At 51.8% G+C, this 22,857-nt stretch carries 17 protein-coding genes and 2 pseudogenes; 11 read left to right on the forward strand and 8 right to left on the reverse strand.

Annotated features, from left to right (window positions below; all coding sequences use genetic code 11):
• Positions 1 to 82 precede the first annotated feature (82 nt).
• Positions 83 to 865 (forward strand): siderophore-interacting protein, encoded by a 783-nt coding sequence (locus E4Z61_RS20165; protein ID WP_135324261.1) that lies wholly within the window; start codon positions 83 to 85, stop codon positions 863 to 865.
• Here the strand turns inward: E4Z61_RS20165 and E4Z61_RS20170 are convergent.
• A pseudogene (locus E4Z61_RS20170) lies at positions 862 to 1,708 on the reverse strand (AraC family transcriptional regulator). The gene E4Z61_RS20165 and the pseudogene E4Z61_RS20170 sit on opposite strands and share 4 nt — an antisense overlap.
• 67 nt (positions 1,709 to 1,775) lie before the next feature.
• Here E4Z61_RS20170 and cfa point away from each other — a divergent pair.
• Positions 1,776 to 2,930 (forward strand): cyclopropane fatty acyl phospholipid synthase, encoded by a 1,155-nt coding sequence (gene cfa, locus E4Z61_RS20175; RefSeq protein ID WP_135324262.1) that lies wholly within the window; start codon positions 1,776 to 1,778, stop codon positions 2,928 to 2,930.
• 68 nt (positions 2,931 to 2,998) lie between these two features.
• Here cfa and E4Z61_RS20180 read toward each other — a convergent pair whose 3' ends face one another.
• A complete protein-coding gene (locus E4Z61_RS20180; protein WP_135324263.1) occupies positions 2,999 to 4,657 on the reverse strand; it encodes a glycerone kinase in 1,659 nt (552 codons plus the stop codon).
• A gap of 557 nt (positions 4,658 to 5,214) precedes the next feature.
• Between E4Z61_RS20180 and E4Z61_RS20185 the strand changes: the two genes are divergently transcribed.
• Both E4Z61_RS20185 and dhaR read left to right on the forward strand, forming a co-directional pair.
• The gene (locus tag E4Z61_RS20185) at positions 5,215 to 6,312 is read left to right on the forward strand and encodes a glycerol dehydrogenase (protein WP_135324264.1); all 1,098 of its coding nucleotides are present in this window, start codon (positions 5,215 to 5,217) and stop codon (positions 6,310 to 6,312) included.
• 90 nt (positions 6,313 to 6,402) lie between these two features.
• A complete protein-coding gene (gene dhaR, locus E4Z61_RS20190) occupies positions 6,403 to 8,328 on the forward strand; it encodes a dihydroxyacetone kinase operon transcriptional regulator DhaR (protein WP_135324265.1) in 1,926 nt (641 codons plus the stop codon).
• Here the strand turns inward: dhaR and E4Z61_RS20195 are convergent.
• From E4Z61_RS20195 to E4Z61_RS20210, 4 genes are read right to left on the reverse strand one after another with little or no spacing between them, the layout of a single operon-like run.
• Complete coding sequence (locus E4Z61_RS20195) at positions 8,306 to 8,836, reverse strand: cob(I)yrinic acid a,c-diamide adenosyltransferase (RefSeq protein WP_135324266.1); 531 nt, start codon at positions 8,834 to 8,836, stop codon at positions 8,306 to 8,308. The genes dhaR and E4Z61_RS20195 overlap by 23 nt on opposite strands.
• Complete coding sequence (locus tag E4Z61_RS20200; RefSeq protein WP_135324267.1) at positions 8,837 to 9,190, reverse strand: glycerol dehydratase reactivase beta/small subunit family protein; 354 nt, start codon at positions 9,188 to 9,190, stop codon at positions 8,837 to 8,839.
• 16 nt (positions 9,191 to 9,206) lie between these two features.
• Positions 9,207 to 10,370 (reverse strand): 1,3-propanediol dehydrogenase, encoded by a 1,164-nt coding sequence (gene dhaT, locus E4Z61_RS20205; protein ID WP_135324268.1) that lies wholly within the window; start codon positions 10,368 to 10,370, stop codon positions 9,207 to 9,209.
• Positions 10,371 to 10,392: 22 nt separating this feature from the next.
• Positions 10,393 to 10,821: a GlcG/HbpS family heme-binding protein gene (locus E4Z61_RS20210; protein WP_135324269.1), complete on the reverse strand. Its 429-nt coding sequence runs from the start codon at positions 10,819 to 10,821 to the stop codon at positions 10,393 to 10,395.
• 394 nt (positions 10,822 to 11,215) lie between these two features.
• On the opposite strand from E4Z61_RS20210, the gene E4Z61_RS20215 reads away from it, so the two are divergent.
• The 6 genes from E4Z61_RS20215 (at position 11,216) to E4Z61_RS20240 (ending at position 17,464) form a co-directional block, all read left to right on the forward strand.
• A complete protein-coding gene (locus E4Z61_RS20215; RefSeq protein ID WP_135324270.1) occupies positions 11,216 to 12,883 on the forward strand; it encodes a propanediol/glycerol family dehydratase large subunit in 1,668 nt (555 codons plus the stop codon).
• 11 nt (positions 12,884 to 12,894) lie between these two features.
• On the forward strand, positions 12,895 to 13,479 hold the full coding sequence (locus E4Z61_RS20220) for a propanediol/glycerol family dehydratase medium subunit (protein ID WP_135324271.1): 585 nt from the start codon (positions 12,895 to 12,897) through the stop codon (positions 13,477 to 13,479).
• Between the two features lie 2 nt (positions 13,480 to 13,481).
• The gene (locus E4Z61_RS20225; protein ID WP_135324272.1) at positions 13,482 to 13,910 is read left to right on the forward strand and encodes a diol dehydratase small subunit; all 429 of its coding nucleotides are present in this window, start codon (positions 13,482 to 13,484) and stop codon (positions 13,908 to 13,910) included.
• 12 nt (positions 13,911 to 13,922) lie between these two features.
• On the forward strand, positions 13,923 to 15,737 hold the full coding sequence (locus E4Z61_RS20230) for a diol dehydratase reactivase subunit alpha (RefSeq protein WP_135324273.1): 1,815 nt from the start codon (positions 13,923 to 13,925) through the stop codon (positions 15,735 to 15,737).
• A 134-nt stretch (positions 15,738 to 15,871) separates the two neighbouring features.
• The gene (locus E4Z61_RS20235; RefSeq protein WP_135324274.1) at positions 15,872 to 16,171 is read left to right on the forward strand and encodes a DUF1889 family protein; all 300 of its coding nucleotides are present in this window, start codon (positions 15,872 to 15,874) and stop codon (positions 16,169 to 16,171) included.
• A 603-nt stretch (positions 16,172 to 16,774) separates the two neighbouring features.
• A complete protein-coding gene (locus tag E4Z61_RS20240; protein ID WP_135324275.1) occupies positions 16,775 to 17,464 on the forward strand; it encodes a hypothetical protein in 690 nt (229 codons plus the stop codon).
• 147 nt (positions 17,465 to 17,611) lie between these two features.
• On the opposite strand, the gene E4Z61_RS24435 is transcribed toward E4Z61_RS20240, so the two are convergent.
• A complete protein-coding gene (locus E4Z61_RS24435) occupies positions 17,612 to 17,860 on the reverse strand; it encodes a LysR family transcriptional regulator (protein WP_420808717.1) in 249 nt (82 codons plus the stop codon).
• A gap of 328 nt (positions 17,861 to 18,188) precedes the next feature.
• Positions 18,189 to 18,284: pseudogene (locus E4Z61_RS20250) on the reverse strand (IS5/IS1182 family transposase); the annotation flags it as partial.
• A 794-nt stretch (positions 18,285 to 19,078) separates the two neighbouring features.
• On the opposite strand from E4Z61_RS20250, the gene E4Z61_RS20255 reads away from it, so the two are divergent.
• Positions 19,079 to 22,855 (forward strand): peroxidase family protein, encoded by a 3,777-nt coding sequence (locus tag E4Z61_RS20255; RefSeq protein WP_167817568.1) that lies wholly within the window; start codon positions 19,079 to 19,081, stop codon positions 22,853 to 22,855.
• Positions 22,856 to 22,857: the final 2 nt, after the last annotated feature.

Raw genomic sequence — 22,857 nt, forward strand, 5'->3', positions numbered from 1 at the left:
GCTTGCAATCTTTGTTATTAGCAATCATTATCATTTAATAATGAATTTAGATATATCGTATTATCCTCACGAAGGCGAAAAAATGACAAAAAATACCTCCCGCTACCCACAGCGCGTTCGTAATGAACTGCGTTTCCGTGAACTTACCGTCCTGCGCGTTGAACGTATCAGTGCGGGTTTTCAGCGTATCGTGCTGGGTGGGGAGGCGCTGGACGGCTTCACCTCACGCGGCTTTGATGACCATACCAAGGTTTTCTTTCCTGAGCCGGGCAGTCATTTTGTACCGCCGGTTGTTACCGATGAGGGCATCGTCTGGGCTGACGGTGTGCGCCCTCTATCCCGGGACTACACGCCGCTGTACGATGAAGCACGCCATGAACTGGCGCTGGATTTCTACATTCACGACGGTGGCGTGGCGAGCACGTGGGCGATGCATGCCCGCGTGGGTGACAAACTGACGATTGGTGGGCCACGCGGTTCGCTGGTGGTGCCAGAAGAGTATGCGTATCAGGTTTACGTGTGTGATGAATCAGGAATGCCCGCGCTGCGCCGTCGCTTGGAAGCGCTCAGTCGTTTAGTGGTTCGTCCTCAGGTCACGGCGCTGGTGAGCGTGCAGGATGCGGCGTATCAGGACTATTTTGCTCATCTCGATGAATTTACTATTCAGTGGTTTGTCGGCCATAACGCGCAGGCGGTGGACGAACAATTATCACGGCTGGCCGTGCCCGCAGAAGATTATTTCATCTGGATTACCGGCGAAGGGAAAGTGGTGAAAAACCTGAGTGCCCGCTTTGAAACCGAAGCGTTTGACCCTCAACTGGTGCGCGCGGCAGCCTACTGGCATCAGCGTAAAGAGGCAGATTAATAATTTGACGGCGGAACACCAAACGCCTGACGAAATGCGTAGCTGAATGCCGCGGTGCTCGAATAACCCACGTCGAGCGCCACGGCGGTGACGCTTTTATTTTGCTTCAGCATTAACACCGATTCCAGAATACGCATTTTTTGCTTCCAGACGCTGAACGGTAATCCGGTCTCTTTTTTGAAATGGCGTGAAAAGGTCCGGGCGGACATACCGAGATGATTGGCCCAATACTCTACCGAATGTTCCAGCGCCGGAGATTCTTGTATTGTCCGGCACACTTTTGTCAATTCAGGATCCTGCGGCCAGGGTAATACAAAGGCGACTTCCGGTAATTGCAAAATAATATCGACCAGCACGCTCACCAGCTTCCCTTCTTTTGACTGGCTATCGTAATGACCTGAAATTAAGTTGGTGGCGTAATGAATAAACTCTCTGGCGAAATCACTGATCGCCACCACTTTGCACTCGTTGATGCTCTTCTCCAGAAAGCCCGGTTTTATATCCAGGTTCTCTAAATACACATCATCCAGCGCCCACACCGCATGCTTAATATTATTCGGGATCCAGATACCGTAATGCGCGGGGATTATCCAGCACTTGCCGGCGACATCAATGCGCATGCTTCCCTTACGGGCGAAATGAAACTGAGTAAAAGCGTGTGAGTGTTGCGGAACATGGTTATTAGCTTCAAGGACATAAGAGCGAAAGTAAACGTCCTGTGGTAAGTCCGCCATTGAATCATCTGGGAAGGAATTCCACTGTTTTTGCCTGATGGTGTCCATAAGAAATACCTGGTGCTCCGGTGATGTGGTCTTTGTTCGATAGATCTTGTCCGCAGATCATAATACATACACTCTGTTTTCCATAATAATCTTGCGTAATAATTATTCGTCCACTTTTGGTAAATACCATGAACTCGCTTTGTTCAGATGCTGTCATCGTCAATGAAACAAATGATAACTGGACCCGAATGGGGAAAGACCTGCTTCAGCAGGCTGACATCCAGATAAATGGTTCGCGCGCTTGGGATATTCAACTTCACCATGCCGGTTTCTTTAAACGGGTACTGCAACAAGGTTCGTTAGGGCTTGGCGAAAGCTATATGGAAGGCTGGTGGGACTGCGAGCGGCTCGATATTCTGTTCTGCAAAATCCTTAAAGCAAAACTTGACCAAAAAATGCCGGGCAATCTGAAAGATATTTTACGCATTGCCAGCGCGCGCCTGTTTAATCTGCAATCACGCAGCCGTGCCTGGATTGTCGGCAAAGAACACTACGATATTGGTAACGATCTTTTCGCCCTGATGCTCGATCCCCACATGCAATATTCCTGTGGCTACTGGAAAGACGCGACGACATTAGAAGATGCGCAACATGCCAAATTAAAAATGATTTGCGAGAAGCTGCAATTGAAACCGGGCATGCGCTTGCTGGATATCGGTTGCGGTTGGGGTGGGCTGGCTGAATTTGCAGCGCGCAATTATGGCGTGGCGGTTGAAGGGGTCACCATCTCGAAAGAACAGCAAAAAATGGCCCAGCAGCGCTGTGAAGGGCTGGACGTTAACATTTTGCTGCAGGATTATCGCGACCTGAATAAACACTACGATCGCATTGTCTCTGTGGGGATGTTTGAACACGTGGGGCCGAAAAACTACGACACCTATTTCAGCATCGCCGATCGCTGTTTAAAACCCGACGGGCTGTTCCTGCTGCACACCATTGGCAGCAATAAAAAAGGGATGAGCGTGGATCCGTGGATCAATAAATATATTTTCCCGAATGGATGTTTACCGGCGATTTCCCACATTGCTGAGGCCAGCGAATCACGGTTTGTGATGGAGGACTGGCATAACTTCGGCAGCGATTACGATAAAACGCTGATGGCGTGGCACGAGCGCTTTAATCAGGCATGGCCGGAGCTGTCTTCGCGTTACTCTGCGTCCTTCAGAAGGATGTTTAATTACTATTTATGCGCCTGCGCCGGGGCATTCCGCGCCCGAGATATCGAGCTTTGGCAGGTACTGTTTAGCCGCGGTGTAGAGGGTGGGATTCGCGTTTATCGTTAACGTTCTGCCGGATGACGGCCTACAAAAGTGTACAAACTGTAGGCCTGATAAGCGCTCCGTGTTAAATCTTAGCCCAACTCACTCTCTGCCAACGCTTTAAACACCATCGCTACGGCGTGTGCGCCGGGATCCATATTACCGAGCAGGCTTTCGCTGTTGAGATATGACGCACGACCGGCGTTGGCTTTACTCGACAGACAAGTGCGTTCCGCGCCTGCCAGTGCGGCCTCAAAAGCAGCCTGCAGGTTTTGCGGCTGTGCGAGTAGCGAAGTGAGCGCCGGTTGCAACGCATCAATCATCGTGCGATCGCCTTCGTCGGCGCCACCGTAGAACTTCATCTGGGCAAGCCCCGTATTCAGCGCGTCGGCGACCCCGGCACCCTGTTCCAGTTTCTGCCCGGCGGCGGTAAAGAAAATAGACATCAGTACGCCGCTGGAGCCACCCATCACCACGGTCAACCGTTCGCCAATCAGCGCGAACAACGTGGCAAGGTTAGCCAGCGGAAGCTGCTGGCGATGCAGCAGTTCGGCAATTTCACGCGCGCCCGCAGCAAAGGTCGACCCGGTATCGCCATCACCCACTTTGGCATCCAGCGCATTGAGGTGCGCTTCAAGAGCGGCAAGCGTTCCGGTGATCAACTCAATAATCCCGGCAACCTGTTCGTTAGCCGAAGGTTGAAATTCCACGCGTGCACTGCGCTGAGATGACGGTACGCTGGTGATCTCACGCGGCGGCACGGGCGTTGACCAGTTGCTGGTTTCCACTTCGGTCAACAGCGCTTTTTCGATGCTCTCTTCTAGCACCATCGCCGTCAGCGAGAAGCCTTTCATATCCAGCGCGGTCACCAGTGAGGCCGGACCAATCAGCCAGTCGATACGCGGATGCAGCGGGCTGTTGGCCAGTTCGCGGGTAATGATGGCCATTTCGGCAACGGACACGCCGCCAAGATTGTTAATCATCACCGCCAGACGACCTGTTTCAGGCAGGGCCGCCATCAGTTTGTCCACCATCAGATTAACCACCTGCGCACTGTTTTGGGTGTCAATCACTGAAGCGCCTGGCTCACCGTGAATACCCATCCCCAACTCCGCATGGCCCGGATGATGACGCGGTGCGGAGTCGGTTTCCTGCGGCAAATGACAGCTGGAGAGCGCGACGCCAATGCTGAAGGTGTTGTTCGCCGCATATTGCGCTTCACGCAGCACGGTGGCGAGGTTGTAGCCACGCTCGGCGAAATAGCCGGCAATTTTATGTACCAGAATGGTTCCTGCGATCCCGCGAGGGTGCTTGTTATCCGGTAGCGAAATATCGTCGCCGACGATCAGCATTTCGACGTTGTAGCCAAGACGACGCGCTTTCTCGGCTGCGAGACCGAAATTAAGACGGTCACCGGTGTAGTTCTTGACGATCAGCAGACAGCCAGCCTCACCGGTTACTGCCTGAATGGCGGTCAGTACCGCATCCACGCTCGGGGAGGCAAAAACGTCCCCGCAGACGGCGGCGGTTAACATGCCTTTACCGATAAACCCAACGTGTGCGGGTTCGTGACCTGAGCCGCCGCCGGAGATCACCGCGACGTTCTCTTTGTTGAAGTCGCGACGTACCACGATGCGAATGGCTGGATCGCTCTCCAGGCGCGCCAGGTTATTCCACGGACTGGCGATAATCGTACCGTCGATGACGTCGTTAACGAGATGGGTACGCTGGTTAAAAAAGAATTGAGACATAACGGCTCCGGGGGTTGAGTGTTAAACAAACCCCCGAATTCATGGTCACGGAGGCGATGGAGAGATTCTGGCCGAGTCAGCGCGGAAAAAAACTTGGGCAAAATAAGTTTCAATACGGAACGTAAATGTTAGTTTTTGTTCCGAAATGGAACTTAATGGTGGGTGAAAATGGCGTAATGCGAACCCGCGCGGCTTTTTTCTCTGGCGGTCAGGGCGGGTAACACCGGGCAGAGCGGTTTTTTTTACTGGATATTCCTGCTTTGGATGGCGAAATGATTAAACCGGGTTTCTTTGCCCGACAGAAATACGTGCCAAAGGAACGGATCGGGATCGCAAACCTTATCATTTTCAGGGTTAATCGTTCCAATATGAAACGTGTGCCGTTTTTATTTGTTTCATATCAGAACAAAAAGACGAATGATTTTTTTGTGCACGCCTCGCCCTACAGTGATTGCATCGCTCCGGTACCGCTTTGTTTTCGCCGTCAGCATCAGGCTAAACAGGTTAGCGCCAGGGCTCATCATGTAAAAACATGTACTTATTTGAGGATGAAAGGAATGCTAAAAGTTATTCAATCTCCAGCCAAATATCTCCAGGGCCCTGAAGCATCTACTTTATTTGGTCAATACGCTAAAAATCTGGCGGACAGCTTTTTTGTGATTGCGGATGATTTCGTGATGAAGCTGGCGGGAGAGAAAGTGCTCAATGGCCTGCATAGTCACGGTATTAGCTGCCACGCGGAACGTTTTAACGGCGAATGCAGCCATGTGGAAATTAATCGTCTGATTGCCATTCTGAAGCAACACGGCTGCCGTGGCGTGGTTGGGGTGGGCGGCGGGAAAACGCTGGATACCGCTAAAGCGATTGGTTATTACCAGAAGCTGCCGGTGGTGGTGATCCCTACTATTGCCTCGACCGATGCGCCAACCAGCGCGCTGTCGGTCATTTACACCGAAGCCGGTGAGTTTGAAGAGTACCTGATCTACCCGAAAAACCCGGATATGGTGGTGATGGATACCGCGATTATCGCCAAAGCGCCAGTGCGTCTGTTGGTTGCCGGGATGGGCGATGCGCTCTCTACTTGGTTTGAAGCGAAGGCCTGTTATGACGCCCGCGCGACCAGCATGGCAGGTGGACAGTCCACGGTGGCGGCGCTGAGCCTAGCACGCCTGTGCTATGATACGCTGCTGGCGGAAGGCGAAAAGGCACGCTGCGCGGCACAGGCAGGCGTAGTGACCGACGCGCTGGAGCGTATTGTCGAAGCGAACACTTATCTTAGCGGCATCGGTTTTGAAAGCAGCGGCCTCGCGGCGGCACATGCTATTCATAACGGCTTCACGATTCTGGAAGAGTGCCACCATTTGTATCATGGCGAAAAAGTCGCGTTTGGTACGCTGGCGCAGTTGGTGCTGCAGAACAGCCCGATGGAAGAAATTGAAACAGTGCTGAATTTCTGTCAGAAAGTCGGATTGCCGGTAACGTTAGCGGAAATGGGCGTGAAAGAAGATATCGACGGCAAGATTATGGCCGTTGCCAAAGCGACCTGCGCAGAAGGTGAAACCATTCACAATATGCCGTTCCCGGTGACGCCTGAGAGCGTACATGCCGCTATTCTGACGGCAGACTTGCTGGGACAGCAGTGGCTGGCGCGTTAATCAGTCGTCGGTAGTTTTTATCCGGCATCTTCTCCCCCTCTGACAGTCTCTGCCGGAGGGGTTGTCTATGGTAAAACAGCGGAAAGGGATATGACGGCGCACACGCATAGCATCGGCCAGGAAGTCTCTTCAGTCATTGCCCAGTCATGGCATCGTTGCAGCAAGTTTATGCAGCGAGAAACCTGGCAGGCGCCGCATCAGGCGCAGGGGCTGACGTTTGCATCGATTTGTCGTCGCAAGACGGCGCTGCTGACGATTGCTCAGGCCGCGCTGGAAGATGCCTGGGAGTTTATGGACGGACGTCCCTGCGCGCTGCTTATCCTCGACGAGTCCGCCTGTATTCTCAGTCGTTGCGGCGATCCGCAGACGGTGGAACAACTGGCTGAATTGGGTTTTCTTGACGGCAGCTATTGTGCGGAAAGTATTATTGGCAGCTGTGCGCTGTCGCTGGCGACCATGCCGGGGCAACCGACAAAAACCTCGGGCGATCAGCACTTTAAACAGGCACTGCATCCGTGGTCGTTCTGTTCAACCCCGGTGTTTGATAACCACGGGCGACTGTTTGGATCTATTTCACTGTGCTGCCTGGTGGAACATGAGTCCGTTTCTGATCTTTCTCTGACGCTGGCGATCGCCAGAGAAGTGGGCAATTCTCTGCTGACTGACAGCCTGCTGGCCGAATCTAACCGTCATCTGAATCAGATGTACGGGCTGCTGGAGAGTATGGATGATGGCGTGATGGCATGGAACGAACAGGGTGTGCTGCAGTTCCTCAATGCGCGTGCCGCCATGCTGTTGCATCTGGATGTGCAGGCCAGTCAGGGGAAAAATATTCATGACCTGGTGAATCTGCCTATGTTGCTGCGCCGGGCGATCAAACATGCCCGTGGCCTCAATCACGTTGAAGTTACCTTTGAGAGTCAGCACCAGTTTGTTGATGCTGTCATTACCCTGAAGCCGATTGTGGAAGAACAGGGCAACAGCTTTATTCTGTTGCTGCACCCGGTCGAGCAAATGCGCCAGTTGATGACCAGTCAACTGGGTAAGGTCAGCCACACCTTTGAGCAGATGTCGGCGGAAGATCCGGAAACCCGACGCTTGATCCATTTTGGTCGTCAGGCGGCGAGGGGAAGTTTTCCGATCCTGCTGTGCGGCGAAGAGGGCGTCGGTAAAGAGCTGCTCAGCCAGGCGATCCACAATGAAAGCGAACGCGCCAGCGGTCCTTATATCGCTGTGAACTGTCAGTTGTATGCCAACAGCGTGCTGGGGCAGGATTTTATGGGCAGCGCGCCAACCGACGATGAAAATGGCCGGCTGAGTCGCCTTGAACTGGCGAATGGCGGCACGCTGTTTCTGGAAAAAATTGAGTATTTAGCGCCGGAGCTTCAATCCGCGCTGTTACAGGTGATCAAGCAGGGAGTGCTGACCCGTCTCGATGCGCGACGCCTGATCCCGGTGGATGTGAAAGTGATTGCCACCACTACGGTCGATCTTGCCAATCTAGTGGAACAAAACCGTTTTAGCCGCCAGCTGTATTACGCGCTGCACTCGTTTGAAATCGTCATCCCGCCGCTGCGTGCGCGGCGCAACAGCATTCCTGCGCTGATTTATACTCGCCTGAACAACCTGAAAAAACGCTTTTCATCCAGCCTGAAGGTGGACGATGACGCATTGGCGCAGCTGGTGGCCTACTCGTGGCCGGGCAATGATTTCGAACTGAACAGCATTATTGAGAATATCGCCATCAGCAGCGATAACGGTCATATTCGGCTGAGCAATCTGCCGGATTATCTGTTTGCCGAACGGCCGGGCATGGATACGACATCTTCGCTGCTGCCTGCCAGCCTGACCTTTACCGCCATCGAAAAAGAGGCGATTATCCACGCCGCCCGCGTGACCAGCGGGCGAGTGCAGGAGATGTCGCAGTTGTTGAATATTGGCCGCACCACGTTGTGGCGCAAGATGAAGCAGTACGACATTGATGCCAGCCAGTTTAAGCGCAAACATCTGGAGTAGTTTCTTCGATTCTGGCCATCGAGAAGAGCGCGTCGGACAAACGATTGATATAACGCTTAAGTTCATCACGCAGCGTCAGCGTTCTGTCCATCGCCGTGAGAATACGCTCCAGCCGCCGCGCCAGCGTTCGCGCCACGTGTAGCTGTGCGGATGCCAGATTTTTTCCAGGAATAACAAACGCTTTCAGCGGGCCGCTGTATGCCATATTGCGGTCAATAAGCTGCTCCAGAGCTTGAATATCCTCGGCGTTAATAGTTTGCGCTAAGCGAGCGAGACCTTTTTCATCGCTGGCGAGTTCCGCACCTAGCACAAACAGCATCTTCTGGATGGCATGCAGATCCTCGCGTAACTCTGCCAGGTGCGTGCTGGCATAGCAAACGCCAAGCTGGGAAATCAGTTCATCCACCGTGCCGTAGGCGTTCACGCGGATGTCGTCTTTGTCGATACGGCTACCGCCAAACAGCGCGGTAGTGCCCTTATCACCAGTGCGGGTGTAGATGCGGTACATTTATGTTATCTCGCTGAAGGGAAGAACTTTGACCAGTTGGCCTGCGTTGGTGCCAAGCGTGCGGATCTGCGCGATCCCGGCGGCGATATGCCCGCAGATCAGCGCCCGATCCTCGGGCAACTGGGCATGCGTTAAGGCAATATCGCCCGTCTCGCTGAGGCCGAGGCCAACGCGCAGCGTCGAGCTTTTTGCCGCTTGTTTGCTGAGCACCAGCGCGCTGTCGCTGCCGTTGTAGCACGTGGCCCGGCAAGGGACGCCCTGCTCTTCCAGCCCCCAGCACAGTTCATCAAGCACGCGGGTATCCTGCCAGCGTGAGTGATAAAACAGATGCACGCCTGGTGATGAAAGTGACATTGCGCCCCCTTGTTGATCAGAACGCCTGACGGAAAATCTCGGCAATTTCTTTCTCGTTACCTTTACGAGGATTTGAGAAGGCGTTGCCATCTTTCAGCGCCATCTCCGCCATATACGGAAAATCGGCCTCTTTTACGCCCAGTTCGCGCAGATGCTGCGGAATACCGATATCGGCAGAGAGGCGGGCAATGGCGTGAATCGCTAGCTCGGCAGCGTCCATGGTAGATAAACCGTCGGTGTTCTCGCCCATAAACTCAGCGATATCAGCAAATTTTTCCGGGTTAGCGATCAGGTTGTAGCGCGCCACGTGCGGCAACAGCATCGCATTCGCCACACCGTGCGGCATGTCATACAGGCCGCCAAGCTGGTGCGCCATGGCGTGAACGTAGCCGAGGTTGGCGTTATTAAAGGCCATACCTGCCAGCAGCGAAGCGTAAGCCATGTTCTCGCGGGCTTTCAGGTTACTGCCCAGCGCGACGGCCTGGCGTAAATTACGCGCGATCAGGCGGATCGCCTGGATTGCGGCGGCGTCGGTGACCGGGTTGGCATCTTTGGAAATGTAGGCTTCCACGGCGTGGGTCAGGGCGTCCATCCCGGTGGCCGCGGTCAGTGGTGCAGGTTTGCCGAGCATCAGCAGCGGATCGTTAATGGAAACCGACGGCAGGTTGCGCCAGCTGACAATCACAAACTTCACCTTGGTTTTGGTATTGGTCAGTACACAGTGGCGGGTGACTTCGCTGGCGGTACCGGCGGTGGTGTTGACCGCAACGATCGGCGGCAGCGGGTTGGTTAGGGTTTCAATCCCGGCATAGCTGTAGAGATCGCCTTCGTGAGTGGCTGCTATACCAATGCCTTTACCGCAGTCATGCGGGCTGCCGCCACCGACGGTCACGATGATATCGCACTGCTCTTTACGAAAGACTTCCAGGCCGTCGCGCACGTTGGTGTCTTTTGGGTTTGGCTCAACGCCGTCAAACACCACCACGTCAATACCGGCTTCACGCAGATGTGCGAGGGTTTTATCTACCGCGCCGTCTTTAATTGCCCGCAGGCCTTTATCAGTAACCAGCAGCGCTTTTTTACCGCCCAACAGTTTGCAGCGTTCGCCAACCACAGAAATAGCATTGGGGCCAAAAAAGTTCACATTTGGCACCAGATAATCAAACATACGATAGCTCATATTATACCTTCTTAGATTTAAATTATAATTCAGAGAAACAATTCAATGCGGTTTCAGCTAATAATCTGTCCTGTTCGACGGTGCCGCCACTCACGCCGACGGCACCGACTATTTTTCCATTTAATAAAACCGGCAGGCCACCGCCAAAAATAATAATGCGTTGTTGATTGGTTAGCTGTAACCCATATAGCGAAGCACCAGGTTGTACCGCATCGGTAATTTCATGAGTGCCCTGTCGCAAGCAGCAGGCGGTATAGGCTTTATTAAGAGAAATATCACAGCTGGTGACAAACGCTTCGTCCATGCGTTGCATGAGTAGTGTATTCCCGCCGTGGTCCACCACGGAAAAGACTACCGGAACGTTGATTTCAAGGGCTTTAACCTCGACAGCGGTCGCCATTTTCTTTGCGGCTGCCAGCGTGATGGTGGTGATTGGTTGGGTCTTTTTCACAGAATCTCCTGTCAATTTTGTAGGGCTGAGGTCACGAAAAATATCGTGTAACAGCTATTTTTTATCATTGAGTTTTCTTTATTCTCGCGCTGAACGTTATTAAGTCAATACTGTGAAAAATTCTAAATTTCTAAGTTGATTACCTTTGCGTAGCGTTTATTGATAATGATCATTTAACCCCGTCACAATTCGCTGTGAATATTTCAGATAACTGTTTCAATATGAAACGTAGAAAATTAATTACGTATCAAATTGGAACGAAATTAATTTTATTTTTTTACAGGTCTGCTCATTTAAAGTTCGGCTATTGCTGATGAAAGGCGATTGCCGGGGATTTAGGCCTCCGGTGATGCGGCCCGGCGTCCCTATTATTTACTTTTTGAGTCAATGCGCTATGAGAAGATCAAAACGATTCGAAGTCCTTGCCCAACGGCCTGTAAATCAGGATGGGCTGATTGGCGAATGGCCGGAAGAGGGGCTAATCGCTATGGAAAGCCCCTACGATCCGGCGTCGTCGGTGAAGGTGGAAAATGGCCGTATTGTCGAACTGGACGGTAAAGACCGCGCACAGTTCGACATGATCGACCGTTTTATCGCCGACTACGCAATTAACGTTGCGGAAACCGAACGGGCAATGCAACTCGACGCGCTGGAGATCGCCAGAATGTTGGTGGATATTCACGTTAGTCGGGAAGAGATTATTGCCATTACCACTGCGATCACCCCGGCGAAAGCGGTGGAGGTGATGGCGAAAATGAACGTGGTGGAAATGATGATGGCGCTGCAAAAAATGCGTGCCAGACGCACGCCCTCTAACCAGTGCCACGTCACCAACCTGAAAGATAACCCGGTACAAATTGCCGCCGACGCCGCCGAAGCCGGGATCCGTGGTTTTTCTGAACAAGAAACTACCGTAGGTATCGCCCGCTATGCGCCGTTTAATGCGCTGGCGCTGCTGGTCGGTTCACAGTGCGGCCGCCCTGGTGTGCTCACCCAATGTTCCGTTGAAGAAGCCACCGAACTGGAACTGGGGATGCGCGGCTTAACCAGCTACGCCGAAACGGTATCGGTATACGGCACGGAGTCGGTGTTTACCGATGGCGATGATACGCCGTGGTCCAAAGCGTTTCTCGCCTCGGCCTATGCTTCTCGTGGCCTGAAGATGCGCTACACCTCCGGCACCGGTTCGGAGGCGCTGATGGGTTATTCAGAAAGTAAATCGATGCTGTACCTGGAGTCGCGCTGCATTTTTATTACCAAAGGCGCGGGTGTCCAGGGGCTGCAAAACGGCGCGGTCAGCTGTATCGGGATGACTGGCGCAGTGCCGTCGGGGATTCGTGCGGTGCTGGCGGAAAACCTGATTGCCTCGATGCTCGACCTTGAAGTGGCATCAGCGAATGACCAGACCTTTTCACACTCCGATATTCGTCGCACCGCACGCACCTTGATGCAGATGCTGCCCGGCACCGACTTTATCTTCTCCGGCTATAGCGCGGTACCGAACTACGACAACATGTTTGCCGGGTCGAACTTCGACGCCGAGGACTTCGATGATTACAACATTCTACAGCGTGACCTGATGGTTGATGGCGGCCTGCGTCCGGTAACGGAAGAGGAAACTATCGCCATTCGCAATAAGGCTGCGCGTGCTATTCAGACGGTGTTCCGCGAGCTGGGGCTGCCGTTGATTAGTGATGAAGAAGTCGACGCCGCCACCTACGCTCACGGCAGCAAAGATATGCCAGCGCGTAATGTGGTGGAGGATCTGGCCGCCGTGGAAGAGATGATGAAGCGCAATATCACCGGGCTGGATATTGTCGGCGCGCTGAACTCCAGCGGCTTTGAAGATATTGCCAGCAATATTCTCAACATGCTGAAGCAGCGTGTGACCGGCGATTATCTGCAAACGTCCGCCATTCTGGATCGCCAGTTCGAGGTGGTCAGCGCCGTTAACGACATCAATGATTATCAGGGACCCGGCACCGGCTATCGCATTTCTGCCGAACGCTGGGCGGAAATTAAAAATATCGCGGGCGTGGTTCAGCCCAGCGCCATTGAATAAGGCGGTACACGGTGGAATGTACAATTGAACGTAAGCCGGTTTTCACCTTGCAGGTGAGCGAGGGCGAGGCGGCAAAAGCGGGCGATCGCGCGGATGAAGTGGTGATTGGCGTCGGGCCAGCCTTTGATAAATATCAGCACAAAACCCTGATTGATATGCCGCACAAAGCGATCCTGAAAGAGCTGGTGGCCGGCATTGAAGAAGAGGGGCTGCATGCGCGGGTGGTCAGAATTCTGCGCACCTCGGATGTCTCTTTTATGGCCTGGGATGCGGCGAACCTCAGCGGTTCTGGCATCGGGATTGGTATTCAGTCGAAAGGAACCACGGTTATTCATCAGCGTGATTTGCTGCCGCTGAGCAACCTGGAATTGTTCTCCCAAGCTCCGCTGCTGACGCTGGAAACTTATCGCCAGATCGGTAAGAACGCCGCGTGTTATGCACGTAAAGAGTCACCATCGCCGGTCCCGGTGGTCAATGACCAAATGGTGCGACCCAAATTTATGGCCAAGGCCGCGCTGTTTCATATCAAAGAAACCAAACACGTGGTGCAGGATGCCGCACCTGTCACGCTGCATATTGCACTCGTAAAGGAATGACCATGAACGACAACATCATGACCGCGCAGGATTACCCATTAGCGACCCGCTGCCCGGAGAAAATCCTCACTCCCACCGGGAAGCCGTTAACCGACATTACCCTTGAGAATGTGCTGGCTGGACGCGTGGGGCCACAGGATGTGCGTATTTCCCAGCAAACGCTGGAGTATCAGGCGCAGATTGCCGAGAAGATGCAGCGTCACGCCGTGGCGCGCAATTTCCGCCGTGCGGCGGAGCTGATCGCCATCCCGGATGCCCGCATACTGGAGATCTACAACGCGCTACGTCCGTTTCGCTCATCGCTCGCAGAGCTGCAGGCCATTGCCGATGAACTGGAACACACCTGGCATGCCACGGTGAACGCCGGGTTTGTCCGCGAGTCGGCGGAAGTGTACCAGCAGAGAAACAAGCTGCGTAAAGGCAGCCAGTAACGGGGTGGGGCTATGTCGTTAATTGCAGGGATTGATATTGGCAACGCCACCACGGAAGTGGCGCTGGCGCAGGATGGCCGGTTTGTCGCCAGCGGGATTGTCGCCACCACGGGTATGAAAGGCACGCGGGACAATATTGCCGGGGTGGTCGCCTCCCTGCAGCAGGCACTGGATAACACGCCGTGGTCGTTTCAGGATGTGGCGAAAATTTGCATCAACGAGGCCGCGCCGGTGATTGGTGATGTGGCGATGGAGACGATCACCGAAACCATCATCACTGAATCGACAATGATTGGTCATAACCCGCAAACACCCGGCGGCGTTGGCGTGGGGATGGGCACCACGATCGCCGTGGTGAAACTGGCGTCGTTGCGCGAGGATCAGTTTGCTCAGGGATGGATCCCGTTGGTGGGTGAAGAGATAGATTTCCTCGAGGCGGTTTGGTTTATCAATGAGGCGCTGGATCGTGGTGTCAACGTGGTGGCGGCTATCCTGAAAAAAGATGATGGCGTACTGGTTAATAATCGTCTGCTCAGAACGATGCCGGTGATCGATGAAGTCACGTTGCTGGAGAAGGTTCCGGAAGGCGTGCAGGCGGCGGTAGAAGTTGCGGCGACGGGGCAGGTGGTGCGGGTATTGTCAAATCCCTACGGCATCGCCACCTTCTTTGCCCTGACGCCGGAGGAAACGCAAACGATCGTGCCGATCGCCAGAGCGCTGATCGGCAACCGCTCCGCCGTGGTGCTGAAAACTCCGCAGGGTGATGTGCGCTCAAGGGTGATCCCGGCGGGCAAGATCTTTATCAGTGGAGAAAAGCGCGGCGGTGAAGCCGATGTAGCACAAGGGGCACAGGCGATTATGCAAGCGATGAACGCCTGTGTGCCGGTCTGCGATATTCACGGCGAGGCTGGTACTCACGCGGGCGGCATGCTGGAGCGCGTGCGTAAGGTGATGGCCTCGCTGAGCGGAGACGATATGAATTCGGTGCATATTCAGGATCTGCTGGCGGTTGATACGTTTATTCCCCGCAAAGTCCATGGCGGTATCGCCGGGGAATATTCAATGGAAAATGCTGTTGGCATTGCGGCGATGGTTAAATCTGATCGGTTACAGATGCAGGCGATCGCCAGTGAGTTGAGTGTGCGACTTAACACGCCCGTTGAGGTGGGGGGTGTGGAGGCCAATATGGCGGTGGCCGGGGCATTGACGACGCCCGGGTGTGCAGCGCCGCTGGCGATCCTCGACTTAGGTGCAGGATCCACCGATGCCGCGATTATCAATGGCGATGGTACCGTCAAGGCGGTACATCTGGCTGGGGCAGGGAACATGGTCAGCCTGCTGATCAAAACGGAGTTGGGTCTGAGCGATTCTTTTCTGGCGGAGGAGATAAAGAAATATCCGCTGGCGAAAGTGGAGAGTCTGTTCAGTATTCGCCATGAGAACGGTGCGGTGGAGTTCTTTCGCGAACCGCTCAGCCCATCAGTGTTCGCCAAGGTGGTGTATCTGAAAGCGGGCGAGCTGATCCCGGTAGATAACCAGACCTCGCTGGAAAAAATTCGTCTGGTGCGCCGAAAGGCAAAAGAGAAGGTCTTTGTGACGAACTGTCTGCGCGCGTTGCATCAGGTCTCACCCGGTGGCTCAATTCGCAATATCTCTTTTGTGGTGTTGGTGGGCGGTTCGTCGCTGGATTTTGAAATCCCGCAGATGATCACCGATGCGTTGGCGAATTACGGTGTTGTTGCCGGTCAGGGTAACATTCGCGGAACAGAAGGACCGCGTAATGCGGTGGCAACCGGGCTGGTTTTAGCCGGGGAGACGGAAGGATAGTGCAGAAAACCACCACCGCAAGCGTTTGGCTGCGGCATAAATCAAATAAAGGTAACGTTCTCTTTGATATCCCGGCTGACTTGGGTACATAGTATAAAGGTGTTTATTACGCGGTTAATTTTAAGGATAAGAGCATGCCAACAGCAATTGAGAAAGCATTGGATTTTATTGGTGGTATGAACACATCGGCGTCAGTACCCCATTCCATGGATGAAAGTACGGCCAAGGGAATTTTAAAATATTTGCACGACTTAGGTGTGCCAGTGAGCGCAGCGGATGTGACGGCACGAGGTGAGCAGGAGGGATGGAATCCCGAGTTCACAAAAAAAGTCGCCGGATGGGCAGAAAAAGTTGCCTCCGGTAACCGTATCCTTATCAAGAACCCTGAGTACTTTTCGTCCTACATGCAGGAGCAGCTCAAAGAACTCGTGTGAGCTGACTATCGAATAAAACTCTAACGGACGTTTCCACTTTCAAGGTGGTAGCGTCCAAAGAGTTGCTATCTGCATGTGGGGATCTGAACACGCAAATTATGGGCTGCGATGCCATACTCTTAAGATTAAGCCTTAATGCTTTGTGAAACTGCCTGCAAAATTATCCTCTCATGTTTTTTATTTACGAGTTTATTTTCTCAAATAATGAGATAGTGTTGATCATTGAAAAAATGCAACTATTTAAGTTTTTAAGTATGTTAGTACTAGCATTCAGTAAGTTAAGTCAAATCGGAATATATAACTATAGTGCTATAAATACTTGGGGGAATATTCTTGTTTTCTGGTTGTTGTTGATTGTTTTTATCTAGTGTCTCTATTTTTTCGTGGTTATTGCACCTTTGAACATAAAAGTATATTTTATTTTGGGCTATTGGCGTACTTTATGTGGGTGAAATTTCAACCCAATATACTGTAGACTTAAGTCATAAGCGTAAACTCGCATCTTATAACATTGATATCATTTATAATGGAAAATGTGCCGTTGCAGATGATGAGTTTATTGATGCTATAAATAATGAGTAATAACATTTAACGGTTATCTGAATGAGTGTTTTTCAACCGTCTCCTGTAAATATAGAGCATGATATGGAGGGTTTTAATCTTTCCTACGAACGAGTATTGGTTATGGACAATATCTATTATAGTGCCATTGGACTATGTGCTCTTATTGATAGCTTGGCAGGCCGTTCAATTACGCTGAGAGTCATAACGCTTTCCGCATTGAAGAAAAAACTGTCAGCCAGTATTGGGAAGCACGAACGGGTATTAGTTATTACCGAGTTAATGAGCGAGAGTGAGACTCTGTCGGAAGGACTCGCATTCTTAAAGTTTGCAAAGGACGAGTGGCCAGCAGACCAATATAGCATCATTGTTTTTACCCGCTTACTTGATCCATTGTTGCTGGCCGCTGCGGTAAATCTCCAGCCTATGGGCGTTGTTCATCGCACTGAGGCGCTTAATGCATTATCCCATCTCATTCTTTTCTCCGGTGACCCATCACCAGAAACGCTCATGAGTCCGTTGATCACCAGGAAAATCGGTCAGATGAGTGGTATTCGGCTATCACTGCGGGAACTCCAGTGGTTTGTCTTGCAAACAGAAAAAATAGGACTGAATGAAACGGCGAGACGAATGGGGATCAACTATAAAACTGCTGCTACTTATCGGAAAAGAATATCGGTTCGCCTTCAATTAAGTTTACGTGAAATTAATGAAAGAGTGTCGCGGTTGTAAGTGCAAAAATAGTTATTATTAAATTGTTTTTCTGGGTTTTTAAATTTTGGCAGCTGTTTCCCAGTCAATGATCGCAGGGCATACACTTACTGTGATTGACTGGGATGGACAGGGCGCGCGGAACCGGCAACATGATATAAAAAGACTTTATGAAGCCTGTTCTATGGATGTTGATGAAATATCCATATTGGGCGTCATTACATATAAAAGATTTTTTATCGCAGGGGCAATTTCGTTATACAGTAGTCGCGCCTCTTTTGTTGGGATTAAACGACGTCCCTCTCTGTTGAATAGCTTATCTGGAAAGCAAGAACAAAATTTTTTCAAAGAAAGGCTTATGGCTGACGGAGAACAATTCATATAATACGATGCGGGTGCTATCCCACCTGTATCCATTACTGCAGCAAAAACAAGGATGTTGTTAATTGAAATGTTTAAGTTTGTGAATTTTGAAAAATCAGATTGTGTTAGCAATGACTTTACCCTTTAGATTATCTTACCTAAAGGTATATAAACATATAAGAAAATCAAAACAAACAACATAATAAATATAGCTAAATATATGTTTTGATATAGTGTAGTAAAAATAAAGGCATAACTACCTTTTTGATCTCCTTTTTCTATTCAACATCAGCGTAACGTGGTCCTTTCCTGACTTCTTCACCCTGTATGAAGAGTTGTTGAATAAATCAGACTCAGTGCGGGCATCTCTGTAGCTGGTCGGATTTTCAGGCATACCTGCCTTCGTCATTTTATTCAACGCTCGCACCATGGCCGTAGCCTCCGCAACCTGACAATCGTAGTCACGCAGCGTCAGCCGGAATACACGTTTAATCACCAGAATTCAGCACTGAATTATCCGACACCATCAGAGTCGCAGCAGACTGGCGAAATGGAAAAATTAAAGATAAACAAACCGACATGACTAACTGACGGTAATGTCTAATTCTGGGTGCAGGTCACATCACACATAATGACCTCGTTTATGATGTTGATGACATGTCAATATAAGTTAGTTTCGGTATGTCAACGAAGCGGTACTAATAACGTATTATTTTTAGGATTTTTTATCAACTTTTATATTATTGATTTTATCGTGGCTATGTTAATAATTAATTTTTCTTTGTGAACGATTCAACATCCGTCTGGGAAATTTCACCTATAGCATTGAATTTCTGGATAGTTAAAGCGCGGCTATCAGCGCAATGTTGACCGGTTAAATACCGGTGGTCCGTTTTTGCTGTGTAATATTGACGATTTTTGCTATTGGGAAATTAAAGGTTGTTGATGGTAGTTACAAATAATTGACAGTTGTTAATTTTTTGGCTTTATTAAATATCAGGGGATCGCTTGTCTGAAGCTTGTTATTACTTTGGCAAAGTAAGTCGTCGCGATTTTCCAGTGGGAGCTGAGCATATCCATCATATGGTCTTTTTGTGAAGTGAAGGGGGGATTTAAGTCGTTCTTCCTGACTTCCAACATCCATGGTCCACCCGGGCCTCGGACCTGCTTTGCCTACTCGCGCAGTTAGTAATTCCAGGCGCGTAATCCGAGTGCCGCGTACAGGCTTCGCCTTTTCGTGCCCTTTCATAATCATTATTGAGAGAAATGAAAATGAACGATGTCAAAAAGCCTGACCTGAAATATATCCTCAAGCAAATCCCTATACCACAAACGGATGACGACGGTGTCAACGTCAATATACTATCCAACCATCTGTTTCCATTCGGTATCCGTACCTTCGATGCTAGCTTTAACAACTTGGTCACAGGGCAAGGTAAGTCTTGTGCCACAGACCTTTCCTTCCTGCGCTTTTTTGATTCCTCGTTTCACGCTGGATACGCAGGGATGTGGTCGGTTATAGATCCGCCGTCATGGATTATTAGCAACCGGACCGCCAATTTCTTATCCGCAGTTGAAGTGAAAAAAGGTACCGATCCGGTGCTCGACATAGGTCTGGATGATGTGTTTGGCACGCCGTCGCCGCAGGAAGTTATTGAGCTGACACCGAGATCCAAGGTTTCTACGCTGACTCCGGACAAGAGCACGGAGCCTGACGGCATGAACACCAAGTTGAAATCTGCCGATCCCACTATTTTAGCGCGCAAGGAAACGTCGACGAAAGCCGATGACGATGACGATGACAATGACAATGACAATGACAATGACGATGTCGGCGGCGACGGTGCTTTCTCGCTCACCGCCAGTGATGTCGCCAACCTGAAGAATCTCGTAAACGGGCTTGAAGGAGGTGAAGACAACGATGCACTCGGGATCCGCGATCTCGAAGGCACCGGCAATAACCGTGTTCACCTTGACTATGGATCAGCAGATCAACCGTTCATACGACTCACAGATGCGCACTACGGTGCCTACAATGAGACGACTCACAACCGCGACATCAATCCCTTGTTCTCTGGGCTGGATCCTCGTGCCATCAGCAATGTCCTTGGCGCACAGGAAGCAAACCTTTCTGGCAACGCCGCTGGCGTGAACAGCTTATTCACGGCCTTCGGTCAGTACTTCGATCACGGTCTCGATTTCCTCGGTAAGGGAGGTAACGGAACGATCCAGATTGGTGCTCCGGGCTCGGTTCCAAATCCCGCGGACCTGACTCGCGGCACCGTTGACAGCATTGATGCCAATGGCATCCCGCAGCATCTCAATAAGACATCGCCATTCGCTGACCAGAACCAAACTTATGGCTCGAACGAACTCGTCGGCCAGTTTCTGCGAGAAGGCGATGGACTGGGAGGATTTACGGGCAAGCTGTTAGAGGGCGGAGTGGATCCATCAAATCCAAATTTCAAGCTGCTGCCCACTCTGAGTGAACTGATCCTGCATCATTGGAACAACAACACGCTGTTTACCGATAGCTCGCTGCCGGGCGATCACAGCGTGACCTTCCAGGAGTACTTCGCCGGACTGGTCGACAGCAATGGCGTTATCAACCAAGCGATGCTTCCTGCCATGACCTCTAATTTTATGGGGAGTGGCTTTGCGCTGCTGCTCGACACCAACCCCTTTATCAACCTGCTCGACCATTACGTGGCGGGTGATGGACGTGCGAACGAGAACATCGCACTAACCGCGATCCACAACATCTGGGAGCGGAATCACAACTTCCATGTCAACGGATTGCTCGAAGCCGGATTTGATGGAACAGCTGAAGAGCTTTTCCAGGCTGCCAAGATCATCAACGAAGCTGAATATCAGCGCGTTATTTACACCGACTTTGCCAACAAGTTGCTTGGTGGCATGAGAGGCGAGGGCGATCACGGCTTCGCCGAGTACAATCCGGAAGTGGATGCACGAGTCTCGCACGAGTTCGCGACTGCAGCTTACCGGTTCGGTCATTCGCTGATAGGGCAGACGCTCACGGTGTTAGATGCTCAGGGCAATGCAACGCAGGTTCCGCTGTTCGACGCATTCCTCAACCCGACGAACGATACGAGCGCGTTCACCTTGCCCAAAGCGCAATTGCCTTACTCTCCACAGCCAGGCTATGAGCAACTGGGTGTCGCCGGGATCATTGCCGGTGGTGTTGTCCAGCCTGCGGAAGAAGTCGACGTCAATATCGTCGATGCTGTCCGAAACGACCTCGTTCGCATGAGTGCTGACGTGTTCGCCTTCGACGTCGCCCGCGAGTGGGACGTCGGTCTGGGTTCGATGAACCAGATCCGGGCCGAGCTAATGGCCTCTCGCGATCCGTATGTGATGGAGGCGGTCAGCTTTGCCAGCGATCTCACACCCTACAGTTCGTGGGAGGACTTCCAGGCACGGAACAATCTCAGCGACACAGTCATTGGGCAATTCAAACAGGCCTATCCAGACCTCGTGCTGGAGGATGCTCAAATTGCAGGCTTCCTGGCGGCGAATCCTGGCTATAAATTTGTTAACGGAAACACCGTCAAAGGCATCGACAGAGTTGATCTGTTCGTAGGCGGACTCGCCGAGAAGCACATCAATGGCGGTGTGGTTGGCCAGACTTTCTGGGTCATCATCCACGAGCAACTTGACCGGATCCAGGAAGGTGACCGGCTGTATTATCTCGACCGCGTGGAGCATCTGGATCTCTACGACGTCATCGAGGAGCAGGGCTTTGCCGGGATCGTGGCACGCAACACGGGCCTGACCAATCTTCCCGAGAACATCTTCGGGACGAGCCGGCTCGATAATCCGCCGGTCGTAGTCAACCGCAACGTCGTCCTCAATGGCGGGAACGGCATTGACGTTCTCAGTGGTGGGCTCGGCGATGACGTTCTCAATGGTGGGGGCGGCAACGACACGCTCAACGGTGGGGCCGGCAACGATATTCTCAACGGCGGAACTGGCGCTGATGTGATGACGGGCGGTTTCGGCAATGATACCTATATAGTTGATAATGCTGGTGATGTTGTCGCGGAAGGTCTTGATGGCGGGACGGATGTTGTCCAGACCACCCTCCACAATTACACGTTGGCCAATAACGTTGAAACACTGGTGTTCACCGGGACAGGCGCTTTCACCGGCAGAGGGAATGCCATTGCCAACACCATCAATGGTGGCAGCGGTAATGACTTTTTGTATGGTCTGGGAGGAAACGACACGCTCAACGGTGGGGCAGGAAATGACACCCTTGATGGTGGTGACGGAGCCGATAACCTTCAGGGTGGGGCCGGCAACGATAACATGCTGGGTGGCGCGGGTAACGATAGACTCGACGGTGGCCAGGGCGCTGATAGCATGGCAGGGGGGGCCGGAGATGATGTTTATCTGGTTGATCATGCTATGGATACTGTCAAGGAAGGCCTTAATGGCGGGATGGATGTAGTCCAGACCACCCTCCACAATTACACGTTGACCAATAACGTTGAAACACTGGTGTTCACCGGGACAGGCGCTTTCACCGGCAGAGGGAATGGCATTGCCAACACTATCAACGGTGGCAGCGGTAATGACTTTTTGTATGGTCTGGGAGGAAACGACACGCTCAACGGTGGGGCAGGAAATGACACCCTTGATGGTGGTGATGGTATAGATAACCTGCAGGGCGGGACCGGTAACGATAACATGACAGGCGGAGCGGGTAACGACAGACTCGATGGTGGCCAGGGTGCTGATATCATGGCAGGAGGTTCCGGGAATGACATCTTCGTCTTTAGCCAAAGCTTTGGGCGAGACCGTATTACCAACGGTTTCGATAGTAATCCCAGCGGTGGACAGGACTACCTCGATCTGAGTTTATTAGGCATTGGTGTGGCGAATTTTGCCAGCAGCGTCAAGATTGCCGGAGGAGCCAGTAACAGTACCGTAATTACCATCGGCGATCCTGCTAATGGCAATGTCATTACTTTAGAAAATGTGAACTCTAAAAGCGTCGATATTGATGATTTTATTCTAATCGGATAAGG

The organism is Citrobacter tructae, from assembly GCF_004684345.1.
Taxonomy (GTDB): domain Bacteria; phylum Pseudomonadota; class Gammaproteobacteria; order Enterobacterales; family Enterobacteriaceae; genus Citrobacter; species Citrobacter tructae.